Source organism: Aliivibrio friggae (assembly GCF_057368515.1).
Genome location: NZ_CM170648.1, coordinates 2333030 through 2351349, shown reverse-complemented (window position 1 = coordinate 2351349; position 18320 = coordinate 2333030). Strand labels below are relative to the sequence as shown.

At 39.5% G+C, this 18320-nt stretch carries 18 protein-coding genes; 13 read left to right on the top strand and 5 right to left on the bottom strand.

The genetic code is table 11. The annotated features are described in order from the left end of the window. Positions 1–80 precede the first annotated feature (80 nt). Genes ftsB through rpoS form a run of 8 tightly spaced genes read left to right on the top strand, consistent with a single transcriptional unit; the run spans position 81 to position 6063 of the window. Positions 81–365, top strand: coding sequence for a cell division protein FtsB (gene ftsB, locus AC2INI_RS10945; RefSeq protein ID WP_122036326.1), 285 nt, complete (start codon positions 81–83; stop codon positions 363–365). A gap of 3 nt (positions 366–368) precedes the next feature. Further along, positions 369–1085, top strand: coding sequence for a 2-C-methyl-D-erythritol 4-phosphate cytidylyltransferase (gene ispD, locus AC2INI_RS10940; protein ID WP_122036328.1), 717 nt, complete (start codon positions 369–371; stop codon positions 1083–1085). Next, positions 1085–1564: a 2-C-methyl-D-erythritol 2,4-cyclodiphosphate synthase gene (gene ispF / locus AC2INI_RS10935; RefSeq protein WP_122036330.1), complete on the top strand. Its 480-nt coding sequence runs from the start codon at positions 1085–1087 to the stop codon at positions 1562–1564. Before ispD ends, ispF begins: the two co-directional genes overlap by 1 nt. Before the next feature lie 15 nt (positions 1565–1579). Then, complete coding sequence (gene truD / locus AC2INI_RS10930) at positions 1580–2626, top strand: tRNA pseudouridine(13) synthase TruD (protein ID WP_122036332.1); 1047 nt, start codon at positions 1580–1582, stop codon at positions 2624–2626. Positions 2627–2665: 39 nt separating this feature from the next. Beyond that, on the top strand, positions 2666–3418 hold the full coding sequence (gene surE, locus AC2INI_RS10925) for a 5'/3'-nucleotidase SurE (protein ID WP_486305724.1): 753 nt from the start codon (positions 2666–2668) through the stop codon (positions 3416–3418). Beyond that, positions 3418–4044 (top strand): protein-L-isoaspartate(D-aspartate) O-methyltransferase, encoded by a 627-nt coding sequence (locus AC2INI_RS10920; RefSeq protein WP_122036337.1) that lies wholly within the window; start codon positions 3418–3420, stop codon positions 4042–4044. Before surE ends, AC2INI_RS10920 begins: the two co-directional genes overlap by 1 nt. A 14-nt stretch (positions 4045–4058) precedes the next feature. After that, positions 4059–5042, top strand: coding sequence for a peptidoglycan DD-metalloendopeptidase family protein (locus AC2INI_RS10915; RefSeq protein WP_162922570.1), 984 nt, complete (start codon positions 4059–4061; stop codon positions 5040–5042). A 55-nt stretch (positions 5043–5097) separates the two neighbouring features. Next, complete coding sequence (gene rpoS, locus AC2INI_RS10910; protein ID WP_122036341.1) at positions 5098–6063, top strand: RNA polymerase sigma factor RpoS; 966 nt, start codon at positions 5098–5100, stop codon at positions 6061–6063. A gap of 96 nt (positions 6064–6159) precedes the next feature. Here rpoS and AC2INI_RS10905 read toward each other — a convergent pair whose 3' ends face one another. Beyond that, on the bottom strand, positions 6160–6720 hold the full coding sequence (locus AC2INI_RS10905) for a DUF2301 domain-containing membrane protein (RefSeq protein WP_122036343.1): 561 nt from the start codon (positions 6718–6720) through the stop codon (positions 6160–6162). Positions 6721–7144: 424 nt separating this feature from the next. Between AC2INI_RS10905 and AC2INI_RS10900 the strand changes: the two genes are divergently transcribed. Beyond that, positions 7145–8359: a NupC/NupG family nucleoside CNT transporter gene (locus AC2INI_RS10900; protein WP_122036345.1), complete on the top strand. Its 1215-nt coding sequence runs from the start codon at positions 7145–7147 to the stop codon at positions 8357–8359. Between the two features lie 77 nt (positions 8360–8436). Here AC2INI_RS10900 and AC2INI_RS10895 read toward each other — a convergent pair whose 3' ends face one another. Together AC2INI_RS10895 and metA are read right to left on the bottom strand one after the other, a co-directional pair. Continuing rightward, on the bottom strand, positions 8437–9765 hold the full coding sequence (locus AC2INI_RS10895) for an anaerobic C4-dicarboxylate transporter (protein WP_122036348.1): 1329 nt from the start codon (positions 9763–9765) through the stop codon (positions 8437–8439). A 254-nt stretch (positions 9766–10019) separates the two neighbouring features. Continuing rightward, a complete protein-coding gene (gene metA / locus AC2INI_RS10890; protein WP_122036350.1) occupies positions 10020–10958 on the bottom strand; it encodes a homoserine O-acetyltransferase MetA in 939 nt (312 codons plus the stop codon). 228 nt (positions 10959–11186) lie between these two features. Here metA and AC2INI_RS10885 point away from each other — a divergent pair, with 228 nt between their 5' ends. Both AC2INI_RS10885 and AC2INI_RS10880 read left to right on the top strand, forming a co-directional pair. Continuing rightward, positions 11187–11600, top strand: a complete 414-nt coding sequence (locus AC2INI_RS10885) for a YeeE/YedE family protein (RefSeq protein ID WP_486305723.1) — start codon at positions 11187–11189, stop codon at positions 11598–11600. A gap of 12 nt (positions 11601–11612) precedes the next feature. Next, on the top strand, positions 11613–12044 hold the full coding sequence (locus AC2INI_RS10880; RefSeq protein ID WP_486304831.1) for a DUF6691 family protein: 432 nt from the start codon (positions 11613–11615) through the stop codon (positions 12042–12044). A 76-nt stretch (positions 12045–12120) separates the two neighbouring features. Here the strand turns inward: AC2INI_RS10880 and AC2INI_RS10875 are convergent, their stop codons facing one another. Continuing rightward, positions 12121–12540: a VOC family protein gene (locus tag AC2INI_RS10875; protein ID WP_122036355.1), complete on the bottom strand. Its 420-nt coding sequence runs from the start codon at positions 12538–12540 to the stop codon at positions 12121–12123. A 579-nt stretch (positions 12541–13119) separates the two neighbouring features. Here AC2INI_RS10875 and cadC point away from each other — a divergent pair. After that, complete coding sequence (gene cadC / locus AC2INI_RS10870) at positions 13120–14748, top strand: lysine decarboxylation/transport transcriptional activator CadC (protein WP_486304830.1); 1629 nt, start codon at positions 13120–13122, stop codon at positions 14746–14748. A gap of 94 nt (positions 14749–14842) precedes the next feature. Here cadC and AC2INI_RS10865 read toward each other — a convergent pair whose 3' ends face one another. Beyond that, entirely contained in the window at positions 14843–16312 is a 1470-nt protein-coding gene (locus tag AC2INI_RS10865) for an alanine/glycine:cation symporter family protein (RefSeq protein ID WP_122036359.1), read from the bottom strand. 656 nt (positions 16313–16968) lie between these two features. On the opposite strand from AC2INI_RS10865, the gene cadB reads away from it, so the two are divergent. Then, positions 16969–18303 (top strand): cadaverine/lysine antiporter, encoded by a 1335-nt coding sequence (cadB, locus tag AC2INI_RS10860; RefSeq protein ID WP_122036361.1) that lies wholly within the window; start codon positions 16969–16971, stop codon positions 18301–18303. Positions 18304–18320: the final 17 nt, after the last annotated feature.

Genomic DNA, 18320 nt, shown 5'->3' with positions numbered 1-18320 from the left:
CGCTAGACAGCTAGTGAAGTTCTAATGAGGGGTTGATATAGTTAGCTTTCTTTTATCATTGCCAATTTTGTGGAGCAATCATGCGCGCTTTTGCCCTTTTATTACTGATCACCTTAGGCTGGCTTCAATCGACGTTATGGTTTGGTAAGAATGGCCTGTCGGATTATGCAACAGTATCTGATGATGTCACCTTACAAGAAGAGGTTAATCAAGGATTACGAAACCGTAATGAGCAGATGTTTGCTGAGATTGATGACTTAAAAAAAGGCTCAGAAGCGATAGAAGAACGAGCTCGGCATGAGTTGGGAATGATAAAAAAAGGCGAAACTTTTTATCGAATTATTGATGAAGACAGTGAGGGATAATTGATGTCTATAATTTCTGATTTTTCAATTAGCGTTATTGTTCCTGCTGCTGGAGTGGGGAGCCGTATGAAAGCGGATCGCCCAAAACAGTATTTATTACTTGATGGAAAAACCATTTTAGAACATACCATTGAGCAATTACTGGCTTTTCCTAGTATTGATAAAGTGATAGTGGCTATTAGTGATACCGACCCTTACTTTGATGAATTGCCAATATCAAAAAATAAGCGGGTAATACGTGTATCAGGAGGCATAGAACGAGCAGATTCTGTACTTTCTGGCCTAGTATATTTAAAAGAACATCAACTCAGTGAGTGGGTAATGGTGCATGATGCTGCGCGTCCTTGCATTCGACATAATGACATTGAAAAATTGATCACTGAAGTTATCCCTCATCATATTGGAGGCATTCTGGCTTCTCCTGTACGGGATACAATGAAACAAGCCAATCCAGAGTCGACCATTGAAACCACCATTGACCGCAGTGTGTTATGGCATGCATTAACCCCGCAGCTTTTCATAACAGAGCTGTTGTATTCGGCATTAAAAACAGGATTAGAAAAAGGTTTATCGATTACTGATGAATCTTCCGCTATCGAATTAATGGGGTATCAGCCTAAACTCGTTCATGGGCGTGCCGATAACTTAAAAGTCACGCAACCTGAAGATCTTGATTTAGCTGAGTTCTATCTTCACAAAATGAAAAAGGAAACCAAATAATGAGAATTGGACACGGATTTGATGTACATAAATTTGGTGGCGAAGGCCCAGTCATTATCGGTGGTGTCAGTGTTCCTTATGAGCAAGGTTTAATTGCACATTCAGATGGTGATGTCGCACTTCATGCGTTGTGTGATGCATTACTTGGCGCAATAGCAGAAGGCGATATCGGACGACACTTTCCTGATACCGATGACAAGTGGAAAGGGGCTGATAGCCGAGCTTTGTTGAGAGATGTATACCGCAGAGTAAAAGAAAAAGGATTAGTTTTAGGTAATGCAGATGTGACTATCATCGCTCAAGCTCCTAAAATGGCACCGCATATAGAAGCAATGTGTAGTGCAATTGCTGAAGATTTAGAAACCAGTGTAGACAATGTAAACGTGAAAGCAACCACATCAGAGCGTTTAGGTTTTACTGGAAGAAAAGAAGGCATCGCTTGTGAAGCGGTGGTGCTGTTAGTTAAAACATCTTATTAATTAGAGATACATTCTATGTCAGACATCATGTCTAATTTTTCGTGGTTATACGGAAAACCAGTAGCAACAGGTAAATTAAAGCAACTACCAGAGCATTTCATTGTAAAAGAAGTGCTAGGTTTTTCGTTCACTGGTAAAGGTGAACATCTAATGGTTAAGATCCGTAAAACGGGTGAAAATACCAAATATGTTGCCAATGAATTAGCTAAATTTTGTGGTGTAAAATCAAAAGACATCAGCTGGGCTGGCTTAAAAGATCGTCATGCAGTGACAGAGCAATGGTTAAGTGTTCACTTACCAAAAAGCGATCATCTTAAATTTGCCTTATTTGAGGCGACACACCCAGGTGTTGAAATTTTAGAAATGACACGCCACAACAAAAAATTACGTCCAGGTGATCTTCTAGGAAACAGCTTTCAGTTAATTGCAACTGAAGTGACTGACATGGAAGATGTATTGGCTCGTTTAGAAAAAGTGAAGTTAACTGGTGTACCAAACTACTTTGGTGCTCAGCGTTTTGGTCATGAAGGTAATAACGTAACAGAAGCACGCCGTTGGGGCCGTGAAAATGTGCGCACTCGTGATAATACTAAGCGTAGCTTCTACCTGTCTGCTGCTCGTTCTTGGATTTTCAATCATATTGTTTCTCAAAGAATAACAGAGGGTTACTTCTCTCAACCTGTTGATGGTGATATTCTACTAGATCAAAATGATCGTATTGTAAATGAGAATGTGACATCAGAAGAGAGCATTCAAAAAATTCAAAATGGTGAATTGTCTATCTCTGCTGCACTAGCAGGTGATAACCAACTTCCTACGACAGATAAAGCACTTACGTTTGAGCAACCTCAGTTGGATGCTGAACCTGATTTAATGGCGCTGATCTGTGGTAACCGCATGCGTCATGAACGTCGCAGTGTTGAATTACATCCTGAGAATTTAACGTGGTCTTCTGAAGGCGATACGTTAACGCTGAGTTTCTCTTTAACATCAGGCAGTTTTGCAACTGTGATTGTGCGTGAATTGCTGCAAGAAATCGAAGTAGAGCGTACATACGCTTAATACCGTTTAGAATGAGAAGTGGAGAGTTGAGTGAGTAAATTGCGTATATTGCTAAGTAATGATGATGGAGTATTTGCTGAGGGAATAAACACGCTTGCAAATGTGCTTTCGGATATTGCCGATATTACCATTGTAGCGCCTGATCGTAATCGCTCTGGAGCATCAAATTCTCTGACTTTGGAATCACCACTTCGAGTTCGTCAAATAGCGGATAATATTCATTCAGTGCAAGGAACACCAACCGATTGTGTGCACTTTGCGTTGAATGAATTAATGAAAGATAACTTACCTGATCTAATTATTGCAGGCATTAATCATGGTGCAAATTTAGGTGATGACACACTCTATTCAGGTACCGTAGCGGCGGCAACAGAAGGGCATTTTCTAGGGTTACCCGCAATAGCGATATCTTTAGTTGGACGCACACATTTCGATACGGCTGCTCAAGTTGCTTTAACATTGGTTAAGAACCATTTAGAAAAACCGTTAACAAAGAAAAGAGTACTCAACGTTAATGTTCCTGATTGTGAATATGCTCAACTCTCTTCTTGGGAGGTGACCCGCTTAGGTGCAAGACATCATTCAGAAAGTATGATTGAAGACACCGATCCTCGCGGAGAAACCATTTATTGGTTAGGTCCTCCTGGCAAAAAGCAAGACGCTGGTAAAGGAACGGATTTTTATGCCGTTAAGCATAATCAGGTATCAATAACGCCGTTACAAGTTGATTTAACCGCTCATGATTCATTAACTATGATGGCTGATTGGTTATCAATAGAGAGTGCCAAATAATGACTAATTCACGCGCTGAATTACTTGAACAGTTTTTACGCCAGCAAGGTATTCAAGATGAGCAAGTTTTGGCTGCTATTCGAGCATTGCCGCGAGAGCGTTTTATTCCAGAAGCATTAGGACATCAAGCGTATCAAAATAACGCATTGCCTATTGGTGAGGGACAAACCATATCTCAGCCTTATATTGTTGCGAAAATGACTGAACTATTAGGATTACAGCGTGACTCTAATGTACTAGAAGTTGGTACAGGCTCTGGTTATCAAACCGCAGTGTTGGCGCAATTGCTTGATCATATAAACTCAGTTGAACGGATCAAATCGCTTCAATGGAATGCCAAGCGCTTATTAAAGCAATTGGATATTTATAACGTATCGACTAAGCACGCTGATGGTTGGCAAGGTTGGGCAAATAAAGGCCCTTTTGATGCGATTATTGTTACTGCTGCCGCTGAATCAATTCCAAATGATTTATTGTGGCAATTAAAAGAGGGTGGCCGACTTGTGATCCCTATTGGCGAAGAAACACAGCATTTATATCGTATTGTTCGTCAGGGTGATGAGTTTTACTCAGAAGCCATCGAAGAGGTGCGTTTCGTTCCATTGGTAGCAGGTGAATTAGCATAATAATAATGAATAAAATGACAGTTATCTCTTCTCGTTTGTGGCTAATGGCTGCAATATTTAGTTTATTGCTTTCTGGTTGCTCTATGGGACCACATCGCCCTGCGCCTGTATCAAGTGTTAATAGCTCTTCTACTTCATACGGAGGAGCAGAACGCGGCAGCTATAGAGGCAGTTATTATCGAGTAGAAAAAGGGGATACGTTATATTTCATTTCTTATGTTACCAATAAAGATGTTAAAGAACTGATAGCTTATAACGAGCTAAAAGCCCCTTATGTAATTCATCCAGGACAAAAAATTAAATTATGGGGACCTAAATATGTTGCCCCAGCTTATGGTGATGATGGCCATCTTGTAAATAAAAAGAACGGTTCCCCAACGACCACTGCAACAGCAGTTGCGGTTGTTCCTGTAGTCGCTGATAAACCGGTAAGTAGTTCTAAATCAACAGCAGCTAAGAGCTCTACTACCTCCTCAGCACAAAAAACAAGCACGAAAAAGGTTGAAAACCCTAAACCTAAGGAGTATGTTGATAATAACAAATCGGTAACATCTTCTAAGCCTAAGCCGGTTGTTAAACCAAAACCAAAGCCTGTTCCTAAGCCAAAACCAGTACCACAAAAATCAGAGAAAGTAGATTCATGGTTATGGCCAACGAAAGGACGAATTATTGCTAAGTTTTCGACAGGAGAGCAAGGAAACAAAGGGATCGATATTGCAGGTCAACGAGGCCAAGACATCATCTCAACAGCAAAAGGAAAAGTGGTTTATGCAGGCAATGCACTACGAGGTTATGGAAATTTAATAATTATTAAACATAACGACGACTATTTAAGTGCTTATGCTCATAATGAATCACTGTTTGTAAAAGAAGGTCAAAGTGTGAGTGCAGGACAAAAAATTGCATCAATGGGCAGCTCAAGTACGAGCAGCGTTCGTTTACACTTTGAGATCCGTTTTAGAGGGAAATCGGTAAATCCACAACGGTATTTACCTTAACAGGGATGACATAGCTGAGTTGTAATGTCTTGCTGGCTCGCCATGGGGAGGCGCTATGAGTAAAAGCAATGCAGTAACTAAAGAAGTTGAAGAATTCGATTTAGAGACAATCAATGATAATGAATCAGCGATTGTGGAAGATGAATCGGAACGTCTTGAGGTAAGCAGCTCACAAAAAGTAATGGATGCAACACAACTTTACTTGGGTGAGATAGGTTTTTCTCCACTACTAACGGCAGAAGAAGAAGTGTACTTTAGTCGCCTAGCATTAAAAGGTGATGAAGCCGCTCGTTCTCGAATGATCGAGAGTAACCTTAGATTAGTGGTAAAAATAGCTCGTCGTTATAACCATCGTGGCCTCGCCTTATTAGATTTAGTTGAGGAAGGAAATCTTGGATTAATTCGAGCAGTTGAAAAGTTTGACCCAGAAAGAGGCTTTCGTTTTTCAACTTATGCAACATGGTGGATCCGTCAAACGATTGAACGTGCCATCATGAATCAGACTCGAACCATACGTTTACCTATCCATGTTGTAAAAGAATTGAATGTATATCTACGCGCCGCTCGTGAGTTATCACAAAAGCTTGATCATGAGCCAACACCAGAAGAGATTGCAGAGAAACTCGACAAACCCGTTAGTGATGTAAGTCGAATGCTACGTTTGAATGAACGAGTGGCCTCTGTAGATTCAATGGTTGCGGGTGAATCAGATAAAGCACTACTTGATATCTTACCTGACACTAAGCATGCTGATCCTGAAGCTGAAACTCAGAAAGAGGACATTAATGCTTCACTTGTTGGTTGGCTTGGTCAATTAAATCCTAAGCAGAAAGAAGTGGTAGCACGACGCTTTGGGCTATTGGGTTATGAGACAGCGACACTAGAGCAAGTAGGTAAAGAAATTGGATTAACTCGTGAGCGAGTAAGACAAATTCAAGTCGAAGGGCTACGTCGTTTAAGAGAAATAATGACGCAACAAGGCCTAAATATGGAAACGTTATTCGCGGTTGAAGAATATTAACCACGATTAGTATCAACCTAGATTGATATACATAATGAAATAATAAGAAAGCCACAGTACATAATGTCCTGTGGCTTTTTCTATTTTTGGCTTCAGTTAATTCTGATAATACGCTTTATTGCCAATATCAAAATGAAGTGGCATTCGCCATTTTTGTATTGATAGAAAAAGAAAAATCATTCCGCAGAGAGCAAAGCAAATTATAGGAATAATCCAGACTTCAAGCGCGAGCATAAAGGTAGATACGCATAAGAGAATAGGAACTAACTTTAATCCCATCACTTTAAAACAGAATGATTCTTTTAACGCAATCCCTGAAAAAGTCACAAAAAGAAAGCCCAGTGGTAGCCAAAGTAGTTGAGAGTTATCAAGTTGAATTAATAACACTAACCCTATCCAAGCAGACCAAGTAATGATCATTCTGATTTTCTTGTCGTAAACATGTAAGTTAGCAGCACTCATTGCTGAGGAGAGGGCAATAAAAATAAGCGCGAGCTCTTTTATTGGTCCATTAAGTAAAATGAGTGAAATATCATCAGCAATAGCGATGCTACTTAGAAATAAAGCCAAGGAAAATAAAGTAATACCAGCTCGATAAGTGATCACGCTGAGTTTATCAAGAAGATCAAGCTTCTCGATATGTTCTGGATTTGCCATTTTTTAAGCCTAATGTAGATTACTTAATTATGATTTTAGCACGTCTAATAAAGTTGGCCTTGTATGAATTTCGTTGGGAATGTGTCATTTCAGTACGCTAGTTGATATTTGGTTTCTTATTTGTGATTATTTGCTGCAAAGGCTTTTCTTATAAGTAAAATTTTGTGATTTAACTCACATAATTCGTGATTTTAAATCTACTGTATGTATACTCCTTCCCCCAATACAAGCCGTCACATGGAACAGTGAATGACCCCAAGGACTTGGACCAGCTACTGTTAAACAGCTTGTAAGGGTAAACAATGAACATACTAATTTCTATCATCACTTCCTCTTGGTGTAGTCACTCTTCACCGATCTCGTCATCTACGATGGCAACCCCTTTTGTTTCTTCTTTTTATTCTAAAATTTCATAGGCGCAATGATGACTATTTTATTTAGCCTATTAGGCATGTGTGCACTTATTTTTTGTGCATGGGTATTCTCTGAGAAACGTTCAGCAATTAATTGGAAAACCGTATCTAGAGCCCTTTTATTACAACTTTCTTTTGCCGCTCTGGTGCTTTACTTTCCATGGGGACAAGCTGCGCTGGCTGGATTAAGTAATGGGGTAGCCAGTTTGCTTGGTTTTGCTGATGAAGGTATTGCTTTCTTATTTGGTGATTTAGCTTCAAGTGGTTTTATTTTTGCAATTCGCGTTCTCCCTATTATTATTTTCTTCAGTGCTCTTATCTCTGCTCTATATTATTTAGGTATCATGCAAAAAGTCATCGCCGTTCTTGGTGGTGCAATTCAAAAATTCCTCGGTACAAGTAAAGTAGAATCTCTCGTCGCAACTGGTAACATCTTCCTTTCTCAAGGTGAATCTCCTCTTCTTATTCGTCCATTCCTAGCTCAAATGACCCGTTCAGAGCTGTTTGCTGTAATGGCTGGTGGTATGGCATCGGTTGCTGGTAGTGTACTTGGTGGTTATGCAGGTTTAGGGGTAGAGCTTAAATACCTAATCGCGGCAAGTTTCATGGCTGCTCCTGGTAGTCTATTAATGGCGAAGATCCTAGTACCTGAGCAATCAACACCAGTTGACCAACACGAACTAACGATTGATAAAAGCGAACAAAGTAATGTAGTAGATGCACTAGCAAGTGGTGCAATGAACGGCATGAAGGTAGCTGTTGCTGTAGGTACTATGCTAATTGCGTTTGTAAGTGTTATCGCAATGGTAAACAGTGGTCTAGAAATGGTTGGCGAGTGGTTTGGTTTTGCGGGCATTACACTGCAAACGCTATTTGGTTACCTATTTGCACCAGTGGCTTGGGTTATAGGTGTACCTAAGCATGAGATGATCATGGCAGGATCTTACATTGGACAAAAAGTCGTGTTGAATGAGTTTGTTGCGTTCATTGACTTTGTTCAACATAAAGACCAATTATCTGCTTATACTCAAGTGATTATTACTTTTGCTTTATGTGGTTTTGCTAACATCGGTTCTATTGCGATTCAATTAGGTTCTATTGGCGTGATGGCTCCTGAGCGTCGTGCTGAAGTAGCGAATATGGGCTTTAAAGCGGTACTGGCTGGTACGTTAGCTAACTTGATGAGTGCATGTTTAGCGGGTCTATTCTTTAGTTTATCGATGTAATTATCTTAAGCTAAAACAAAGCCCATGCAGTATGAGAATACGCATGGGCTTTTTTATTTTTTAAATGGCTACTTTAATTAACCGATCACGATTTGGCCTAATACATAACCAAGCATACAGGCAGAAATTACCCCGATTAAACCGACTGACATAAATGAGTGGTTAAAGTAGTACTTACCAATCTTAGTCGTGCCTGAGCTATCAAAGTTCACCGTTGCAATGTCTGATGGGTAATTTGGAATGAAGAAATAACCATATACCGCAGGCATTAAACCAATCACCAAGGCAGGCTCTAATCCTAGAGCAAGGCCAACAGGTAACATCATACGAGCCGTTGCTGCTTGTGAGTTTACTACAACAGAGACAATAAAAAGTGCCAGAGCAAATGTCCAAGGATGCAGTGTAACCATGTCTACAATGCCCGCTCTAAATTGAGGCATTGCGTATTGGAAATAGGTATCAGACATCCACGCGATACCGAAGATAGCAATTGCTGCAACCATACCTGATTTAAATACCACACCATTAGGTACATCACGAGGATCGGTTTTCGTTGCCAATAGAATGACACCACCAAACGCCAGCATCATCATTTGAATAACAACAGACATTTTGATTGGTGCGCCACCTTCGGTGATCGTTCTAACCTCTGGCCACATTGCGATAACAACGATAGAAACAATAGCACCTAAAAAGATAAGTACCGCATTACGCGCTTTTGTTGGTAGTTGTTCATCTAAAGAGGTCGAGGTTGTATTTAAGATTTTTTCACGCCAAACAGGATCTTTTAAACGAGCTTGGTACTCTTCGTCATCTTCTAATTCTTTACCACGGCGTAAGCTATACAGTGCTAGCATTAACGTACCAAATAAAGTTGAAGGCACGGTTACCATTAAGATAGACATTAGGGTGATTGATGCGTCGATATCGACTAGTTGTGCTAGATAATAAACTACCGCAGCAGAAAGTGGAGAGGCAGTAATCGCAATTTGAGAAGCGACAGAAGCCGCAGCCATTGGACGTTCAGGACGAATACCATTCTTAAGAGCAACATCACCAATGATTGGCATTATTGAATACACAGCATGGCCAGTACCTAATAAGAAGGTCATCGCATAAGTGACAAATGGCGCAATAATAGTAACGCGTTTAGGGTTCTTTCTTAAGATCCGCTCTGCTACTTGTAGCATGTATTTCAAACCACCAGCCGCTTCTAATATCGAAGCACAGGTCACTACGGCTAAAATGATCAACATAACCGTGACGGGTGGAGAGGTTGGTGGCATTTTGAAGATAAAGACTTCAATCACCAAACCAATACCAGAGACAACCCCTAGACCTATTCCGCCAAATCGAGACCCGATATAGAGCACGAGCAATAAAAAGAGAAATTCAAGATACAACATAGAACCACCTGCATAAATGCAATTTATAATTAAAATCAACTACAGGCATTAATACCTTATTTTTCATAGGGTTTAATTGAGGGAGTTCTCATTTAGATTGTTGTTGGTTTTATAAATAGAGGCTTGGTTGATCTGAATTAAATGAAAGGTCATTTTTTATCAAAAAAAGAAAAAATGGGCGCTATCTATCGGATTGTACTGGTTATTATATGATGGGGTTTGGGTATTAACTCGGCGCTAATACCCAAAGAAGACTAGTCTCGTGTGAAGTTTTGCTCTGAGAAGTGGTCAAGATCGTACGGTGTTTGTTGGTAAACACAGTAATTAAGCCAGTTAGAAAACAGCAAATGTCCGTGGCTACGCCATGTTGCTTTTGGCGAGATCTCAGGGTTATCATCTGGGTAATAATTGAGAGGAATAACAGGTTCCATCCCTTCACCTAAATCACGAATATATTCATTATGCAGAGTAAATGAATCGTATTCTGGGTGCCCTGTGACAAATACATTTCGCTTATCTTTTGTTGAAGCAAGGTATACACCTGCTTGTTCAGATGTTGCTAGAATATCCAGATCAGTGTGTTCATTCAGGTAATCTGCCGAGAAATCAGCGTAACGAGAATGAGGAGCTAAAAACTGATCATCGAAACCACGTAAAATAGGGTGGTGTTGATCAAGGTTATTATGTTGATATACCCCAGAGAGTTTTTCTTTACGTGTCCGCTTTGGCAAGTCATAAAGCAGTTTTAAACCCGCTTGAGCAGCCCAACAAACATAAAGGCTTGAGGTTACATGATCTTTTGCCCAGGTCATGATGGTTTGTAAGTGATCCCAATAAATCACATCTTCAAATTGCACTAAACCTAATGGAGCGCCAGTGATGATCAGTCCATCAAAGTTACGATTCTTAATGCCTTCAAATTGGCGATAAAAGGTATCTAAATGCTCTGTCGGGGTATTTTTACTGGTGCGATTGTCAATGCGTAATAGCTCAACGTCCACTTGTAATGGGCTATTAGAAAGTAAGCGTAAAAATTGAGTTTCTGTTTCGATCTTTTTTGGCATCAAATTTAAAATGATGACTTTTAGAGGTCGAATGGCTTGTGTGGTGGCACGAGACTCTTGCATGATAAAGATATTCTCTTCACGCAATACTTCAGCAGCAGGGAGTTGGTCTGGTATTTTTATCGGCACAACTTATCCTTAAGTTATTTTAATTTCTAGCATTCTATACGTCTATACTCCTAAACTTACCTTATTATGAATCGAGTGTCGAGACTGTGTCTAATTCATTTTCTATATTTATATCAGTATAAATTTAGCTAAAGCTAATTTCATTTAAGCTAAATAAGCATTGACTAATATATGGTTCGTGCGTATTCTTATCAATATGTTCAAAAAACAAACTAATGAGTAAGAATGATGACTATTCCATGGAGCTCTTTATTTGGCGGTATGCTATTAGGTGTATCTGCAACTTTACTACTTTTACTCAATGGTAAAATTGCGGGTATTAGTGGTGTACTTACCGGGTTAATGACGCCGAAAAAACGTGATTATGCGTGGCGATGGCTGTTTGTGCTTAGTATGGTTGGTGGTGGTGCTATTGGTGTGTATTTCTTAGGGGCTGAAGTGCCAAAAGAGTATGAAACCACCACTAGCATGCTTATCGTTGCCGGATTATTAGTGGGTATTGGCACTCGCTTAGGTAATGGTTGTACGAGTGGTCATGGAATTTGTGGCATTGGGCGCTTATCCATTCGCTCAATAGTCGCTACTGCGGTCTTTATGTTTGTTGCTGCGGTAACTGTGTTTGTTCGATTATATGTACTTTAATAAGGGGTAGTTATGAATAATGTATTGTTTCGTTTAGCTGCTCTTATCTCTGGTCTTCTATTTGGTCTAGGTATGACAATATCAGGCATGGCTGACCCTGCTAAAGTGATTGGTTTTTTAGATGTCGCTGGTAACTGGGACCCAAGCTTAATGTTTGTAATGGGAGGGGCGCTATTAGTATTTATGCCTGCCTATTTCTTGCTAATTAAACCAAAAACAAAACCACTTAATGCTGAAGAATTTTGTTTATCTACCAGCAAAAAAATTGATACCAAATTACTATCAGGTGCAGCGATCTTTGGGCTAGGTTGGGGTATTGCTGGAGTTTGTCCTGGACCTGCAGTATCGAGTCTCGCTTTAGGTAATAGTGATGTCGTTATATTCACCTTTGCCATGATGTTAGGGTTAGGAAGTACTCACTTTATCCTTAATAAAAATACGTAACATCAAACAGTGTCAGAGAGGAGCTAATCTCAGCATTAGCTCCTTTGAATTTACTCCAGTTCTAATGAGTTATTCTTTATTCATAACAATAGCGCTCTTCTTCTTTATCACTGCTGTATTCGACTAATTCCCATTCAAAATGCGCTTTATCATAAAAATATAGGCGTCTGCCATGCTTTTCTTGCATGATATCTCCATTCTGCTCATACCCTAAAGCCAGTAATTTTTGCTGGATTTTATCTAAATCTTCAACAATTAAGCCGATATGGTTAATCCCTATATTTTTATACGGATAGCGTGTGTCTTTTGAATTACTCATCTCTTGTGGCTCTTGCAGAGCAAAATAGCAATTGGCATTGCCTATGTGGGCCCAACGATGAGCACCATCAGGAGTTTTATCTATCTTGATACGAAAATCAGGCGCAGCGTTTAACAAAAAAGCAGTAGCGGCATCGATATTAGGTACAGTGATATTAGCGTGTTCAAATCGTGTCATAGGTGACTCCTTGTCATTGGTCTATTTTGTTAATGTCCGTCCACTCTAAAACCTGAACTTAACTTTAGGTCAACAGTTTATTTTTTGTTTTATTTTTAAGGTATGGCGAATTCATTAACGTTTAACTGATGGATATATTAATAATTTTTTAGATTTTATTTATCCTTATTATTTTTAATGATTTGAAAATGACGAGTTGAGATTTCTTGATCTATTTATATTCTATTTACGTGGTGTTCATATTGGGTGACTTTTATTCATACTAATAACAGCTCTGTTAATCTAGTGGATAAAAAAAGTGACAAATGTTTACCCATGATGTAACCCTAAGAGGTTGTAATTTTTTGCCTTATAAAACATTTGGTTACTGATATTTTGTAGGTGTTTTTTTAATGCTGATTCTTACTTGGATCCTAAGATTGCATTTTTGAAAGGGGAATCTCATATAAAAGAGAGTAAGGGTTATCTATAATCCATTTTTCATTATATATAGACGTAAATATCACGTTAAAGATTATTATTTTTGATGCGTTTATTTCATTCGTTTTATATTAATATCTAATCAAATATGAGTATCTTATGGTCGGGATCTGTTTTCAAATTAATGACTGGACATTGGTTGTTGAGGAAAATAAGTTGTATCGCCAAGATAGGGAAGTCTCAGTCGAACCTCGTTTAGTCAACTTGTTACAGTTTTTAGCTCAGCATTCAGGTGAAGTATTTTGTCGTGATGAGCTGATTAAGCACGTCTGGGACGGAGCATTCGTAACGGATCAAGTCGTAACTCAGTCTATATTTGAACTACGAAAAATATTAAGAGATGGACGCTTAGATAACGCGAGATATTTAGTTACGGTACCAAAGCGTGGTTATAAGTTGGTTGCTGAAACTCAAATTGTTAATTTTGAAAATACAGAGTTTTGGAAGCCTTGCGACCACTCTGCAACAACAAAGCCACTAGTATCGAATAATATAGAATTACAGAATATTGATAGTGAACTCACTGACGATAAAGAGCCATCGACAGAGCCCGATCTCTCTTTTCCATCGGGACCGTTAACTCGTGCGATGACAACGATATCGAAAGATGTTGAAAACGAGAAAAAGAAACAAGGAACGAGTTTTAACTCTTTTTATCGCTGGAAATTACTCGCGTTTGATGCATTTCTTGTCTGTATTTTAATAGCAGTGATCATGTCGGCTACATATCAACAAACCAGTACCCATATAACCAAAGCAATTGATATTGATTTAATTGAATTTACGTTTCATGAGAGTCGAAATCAAAAGGATGAAACTGAGTTTCTTGCGGATGGGATCAGTCAAAAGTTAATGGCAGATTTAGCCAGTATTGGTGACTATCGTGTTCAGATAGATAAAACAGCATTTACCACCGGAATTTTACCGGGAAAAGTGGTTGCTGTTCGGGTAGAGGAGCAACAGAATAAAACCTACTTAGATATTGAATACCGCAGTAATACATCAAATAAAGTATTGTTCAGTCGCCAGTATCGAATGACAACCTCAAATCTTGAACAGGTATTGCGTCAATCTTCTTTAGATTTGATGAAAGCACTTGGAGTGCAAGTATCAACAGAGCAGATGGATGATTTGATGGTAGGGCTACCAAAAGAGCCAGGGTTACTTGAGATGCTCATTCAAGCGAATCATTACATTAATCAACCAGATCCTAGATTGTTTGAGCAGGGAATAAGACTATTAGAAAAGATATCAGCAGCAGAGCCTAATAATGGTTACATTTCTGCTGAGCTTTATATTGCTTATAATGCATTTTCAGCACTCAATCCGGCGTTAGAACTTAATGATAATACGATTAAGATTGATAATTTAAGTCAGAACCTTACGGAGAAATACGGGTTAGAAACTGATGCACGATTGCCTGCTCGTATTTATGAAGCATTAGCGATGAATGCCATTAAGCAAGATAATAAAGAAGCTGCACAGCATTATCTTAACTTAGCTTTTAAGCGTAGAGAGTCGGCTTTCTCTTATATTCTAGAAGGTAAACTCGAAGAGTTGAATGGTAATCTAGATTTGGCAGGGGATGCTTATAGTCGCGCGTTTTTTATGGATACATCGTTAGAGACATACATGTTGAGTGAAAACTTAGCGTTTTACAGTGATCTCGAAACGGTTGCGTATTTTATGTATAAAGCGATTAAGCCAAGTAGTATTCGATTAATCTAGTCATAGATAGATAGATAGATAAGAAAAGGCCCGTCGAACTAGGTTTGACAGGCCTTTTTGTTTTTAGCTAAGAGTAATGTTAGCTAGAAAAAGATTATGCTTTCTTTTTCTTTGGGTGCCATGCACCGTCTAAATCATCAAGCTCAGGGAACTTAGTGCGATCAAACTCTGGCGTTTTACCCGCTTTAAGTTGAGTTTCGTAATCTTTAATGATTTTGATAGCTAGCTTAGAGAGTAGGATTAACGCAACGATGTTGATTAATGCCATCATACCCATAGAAGCATCAGCTAGGTTCCATACTACTGGTAGTGAGGCTACAGAGCCAAACATAACCATAGCTAGAACACACAGACGGAAACCAAACAGACCTTTCTTAGAGTTACCATTCAAGAACATTACGTTTGTTTCAGCGTAGCTGTAGTTCGCAATGATAGAAGTGAAACAAAATAGAAGAATAGCCAATGCCATAAAGTAGCTTGTCCAACCGCCTAACTCATTGGTTAGCGCTTGTTGAAGAAGGCTAATACCTGTTGCAGCATCTGGCTGATCCATTACGCCAGAAAGCATAATCATTGCAGCAGAAGCCGTACAGATAACTAGCGTATCAACAAACACACCTAGCATTTGCACAAAACCTTGTGATGCAGGGTGGTTAGGATTTGGTGTAGCACTTGCCGCGATGTTAGCCGCAGAACCCATACCCGCTTCGTTCGAGAATAGACCACGAGCGATACCAGATTGCATAGCTTGAGCGATAGTATATGCAACACCACCAGCCGCCGCTTCTTGCCAACCAAATGCGCTCTTAACGATAAGCGTTAATACTGCAGGAACTTCAGTAATGTTCATTACTACAATAATCAGTGCAATCGCAAGGTAACCAATTGCCATAACAGGAACGATTTTTGATGATGCACTAGCAACACGACGTAAACCACCCATGATAAAGAAGCCAGAAACAGCAACAATAACCAGACCCATGATAGTTTTATCAAAACCAAATGAATGGTTAAGAGCATCAGTGATGGTATTCGCTTGAACGGCGTTAAATACTAAACCAAAAGCAATGATTAGGAAGATAGAGAAAAGCGTACCCATCCAGCGTTGACCAAGACCTTTCTCCATGTAGTAAGCAGGGCCGCCACGGTATTGACCGTCAACGTCTTTCACTTTATACACTTGAGCTAGTGTTGATTCAATGAATGCTGTCGCCATACCAAATAGAGCAATCACCCACATCCAGAAAATAGCACCAGGGCCACCAACGGTTAATGCAACTGCCACACCTGCCATGTTGCCCGTTCCCACGCGAGCTGCCATAGAGGTACAAAATACTTGATAAGAGCTGATTCCGCTGTCGATCTCTTGACCGCTGCGTAAAATTTTAACTGAATGACCAAGTTGGCGAAGCTGAATGAAGCCAAGGCGTACAGTGAAGTACACACCCACACCAACAAGAAGATAAACGAGGACTTGCCCCCAAAGAAGGCCATTGATCGCGCCAATAACGGACATTAATGCCTCGTTCATTGACTCAATTAGCGTTGAATCTGTGTTTGTCATGAAATTTCCTTATTAATAATCGTTAATTTATTTTTCCTAAAAAATGGATAACGAATCGCCAATCTTTAAGAAATATAAGTAACCTTGTTATAAAGTTGTATGAAATATCGTTTGCTAAGGATTTGCGGCGATTAATATAGTTCAGTGGGCGTTGTATAGTCAATAATAATGAAACAATATGTCGTACTTTTTTTACGTATGTGTATAAAGATTTACAATTTAAGTCTTGTGATTTTTATATTTATTACCCATTAAATAATTATGGTCTTTGTTCTTTCTCTTTCCTTATAAAGAAGAGATAAACATTTAAATTAAAGAGGGGAAACACAGCACCTTGAGATGTTTATCTTTTTTATTAATCTAAAATAAAACCTAAATGAAATCACTTAACCTATTGAAATTAAGTTGTTTTCTATATTGTGTTTTTTTAATTCAAGTAAATGTCCTTATTTTTTTATCATTATTTTATTGATAACTTTATCCTTATTTTTTTTCGATTCATTGGGCGTAATCTTCATCTCAACATTCGAGCGGGATGTTGTTTATCTACCCCAACAGAGTTTGCATGACCTGTTTAAATAGCATCTCGCCCTCTTAAATAAAATTTCGCATAACGGGCTAATAATAGAGCCCATTCGATAATCCCTGGAGATGTTATGGAATCGAATACAAAAAAAATTGGCTTAATTGCCTGTACGGGTGTTGTTGCCGGCAACATGATGGGGAGTGGTATTGCACTATTACCTTCTTCATTAGCGGCAGTCGGCTCAGTATCCATCTTTAGCTGGATCATTTGTTTAGTGGGTGCATTAAGTTTGGCGTTTGTTTTTGCCCGCTTAGCAACTAAGAATCCGCAAGAAGGTGGCCCTATTGCCTATGCTGGTGAAGTATCACCGGTGTTTGGTTTCCAAACTGGTGTCCTTTACTACCACGCAAACTGGATTGGTAACTTAGCAATCGCCATTACTGGTGTTTCTTACTTATCTGTTTTCTTCCCTGCTTTGAATGACCCTATCCCTGCAGCTGCCGCGACGATTGCATCAGTATGGTTATTTACTCTAGTTAACTTACTCGGTGGTAGCTGGGTTAGTCGTCTTTGTACTTTAGGTTTAGGTCTTATCCTTATCCCTGTTGTGGGTACTGGTGTTGTCGGCTGGACTCACTTCGACCCTGCTTTATATAGCCAAAACTGGAATGTATCTTCAGGTACTAGCAGTCACGCTGTTATTAGCGCGGTTCTTATCTGTCTATGGTCATTCGTTGGTGTTGAATCAGCAGCGGTATCATCTGGTATGGTAAAAAATCCAAAACGCACCGTTCCTCTAGCAACAATGCTTGGTACTGCGATTGCGGGTGTGATTTATATCCTATCAACTCAAGTGATCAGCGGTATGTTCCCAGCAGCAGAAGTGGCGGCATCAGGCGCACCATTTGCGCTAGCGACAACAGAAATCTTCGGTAGCTGGTCAGCGCCATTTGTTGCTGCATTTACTGCCCTAGCATGTTTCACATCACTGGGTTCTTGGATGATGTTAGTTGGTGAAGCCGGTAAACGTGCCGCTCACGATGGTAACTTCCCTAAAATCTACGGTGAAACGGATAAAAACGGTGTTGCGAAAAAAGGTCTTGTACTTGCCTCGCTAAAAATGACAGCGCTAATGGTTGTATTGACTGTATTTAGCTCTCAATCTGCACATACTGCTGACTTATTTAATCAGTTAACGACTGATGCCGTACTACTAACAATGCTTCCTTACTTCTATTCAAGCATTAACTTAATTCGATTCGAAGGTATGACAACACGCAGCGGTTTCACCATGTTCTTCTCTGGTATTGCTTGTGTGTTCTGCATGATTGCTCTTGCTGGTGCAGAAGGCGCAACACTGACTGCAACCTTCATCGTGTCACTTGTTATCTTAATGTTCTACGCAAAAAAAATGGGCTTGAAACAATCAGAGCAACACATCAGCAATGAAGCTGCTGCCCATTAATATCACTCGATAGCGTG

Bases quoted from the DNA above. Each gene is read 5' to 3' on its own strand.
- AC2INI_RS10905 (WP_122036343.1), bottom strand. From the start codon at position 6,720: ATGGCAAATCCAGAACATATCGAGAAGCTTGATCTTCTTGATAAACTC.
- AC2INI_RS10915 (WP_162922570.1), top strand. From the start codon at position 4,059: ATGACAGTTATCTCTTCTCGTTTGTGGCTAATGGCTGCAATATTTAGT.
- AC2INI_RS10900 (WP_122036345.1), top strand. From the start codon at position 7,145: ATGACTATTTTATTTAGCCTATTAGGCATGTGTGCACTTATTTTTTGT.
- AC2INI_RS10880 (WP_486304831.1), top strand. From the start codon at position 11,613: ATGAATAATGTATTGTTTCGTTTAGCTGCTCTTATCTCTGGTCTTCTA.
- AC2INI_RS10920 (WP_122036337.1), top strand. From the start codon at position 3,418: ATGACTAATTCACGCGCTGAATTACTTGAACAGTTTTTACGCCAGCAA.
- cadC (WP_486304830.1), top strand. From the start codon at position 13,120: ATGGTCGGGATCTGTTTTCAAATTAATGACTGGACATTGGTTGTTGAG.
- AC2INI_RS10865 (WP_122036359.1), bottom strand. From the start codon at position 16,312: ATGACAAACACAGATTCAACGCTAATTGAGTCAATGAACGAGGCATTA.
- AC2INI_RS10875 (WP_122036355.1), bottom strand. From the start codon at position 12,540: ATGACACGATTTGAACACGCTAATATCACTGTACCTAATATCGATGCC.
- cadB (WP_122036361.1), top strand. From the start codon at position 16,969: ATGGAATCGAATACAAAAAAAATTGGCTTAATTGCCTGTACGGGTGTT.
- ispD (WP_122036328.1), top strand. From the start codon at position 369: ATGTCTATAATTTCTGATTTTTCAATTAGCGTTATTGTTCCTGCTGCT.
- truD (WP_122036332.1), top strand. From the start codon at position 1,580: ATGTCAGACATCATGTCTAATTTTTCGTGGTTATACGGAAAACCAGTA.
- ftsB (WP_122036326.1), top strand. From the start codon at position 81: ATGCGCGCTTTTGCCCTTTTATTACTGATCACCTTAGGCTGGCTTCAA.
- rpoS (WP_122036341.1), top strand. From the start codon at position 5,098: ATGAGTAAAAGCAATGCAGTAACTAAAGAAGTTGAAGAATTCGATTTA.
- AC2INI_RS10885 (WP_486305723.1), top strand. From the start codon at position 11,187: ATGACTATTCCATGGAGCTCTTTATTTGGCGGTATGCTATTAGGTGTA.
- AC2INI_RS10895 (WP_122036348.1), bottom strand. From the start codon at position 9,765: ATGTTGTATCTTGAATTTCTCTTTTTATTGCTCGTGCTCTATATCGGG.
- ispF (WP_122036330.1), top strand. From the start codon at position 1,085: ATGAGAATTGGACACGGATTTGATGTACATAAATTTGGTGGCGAAGGC.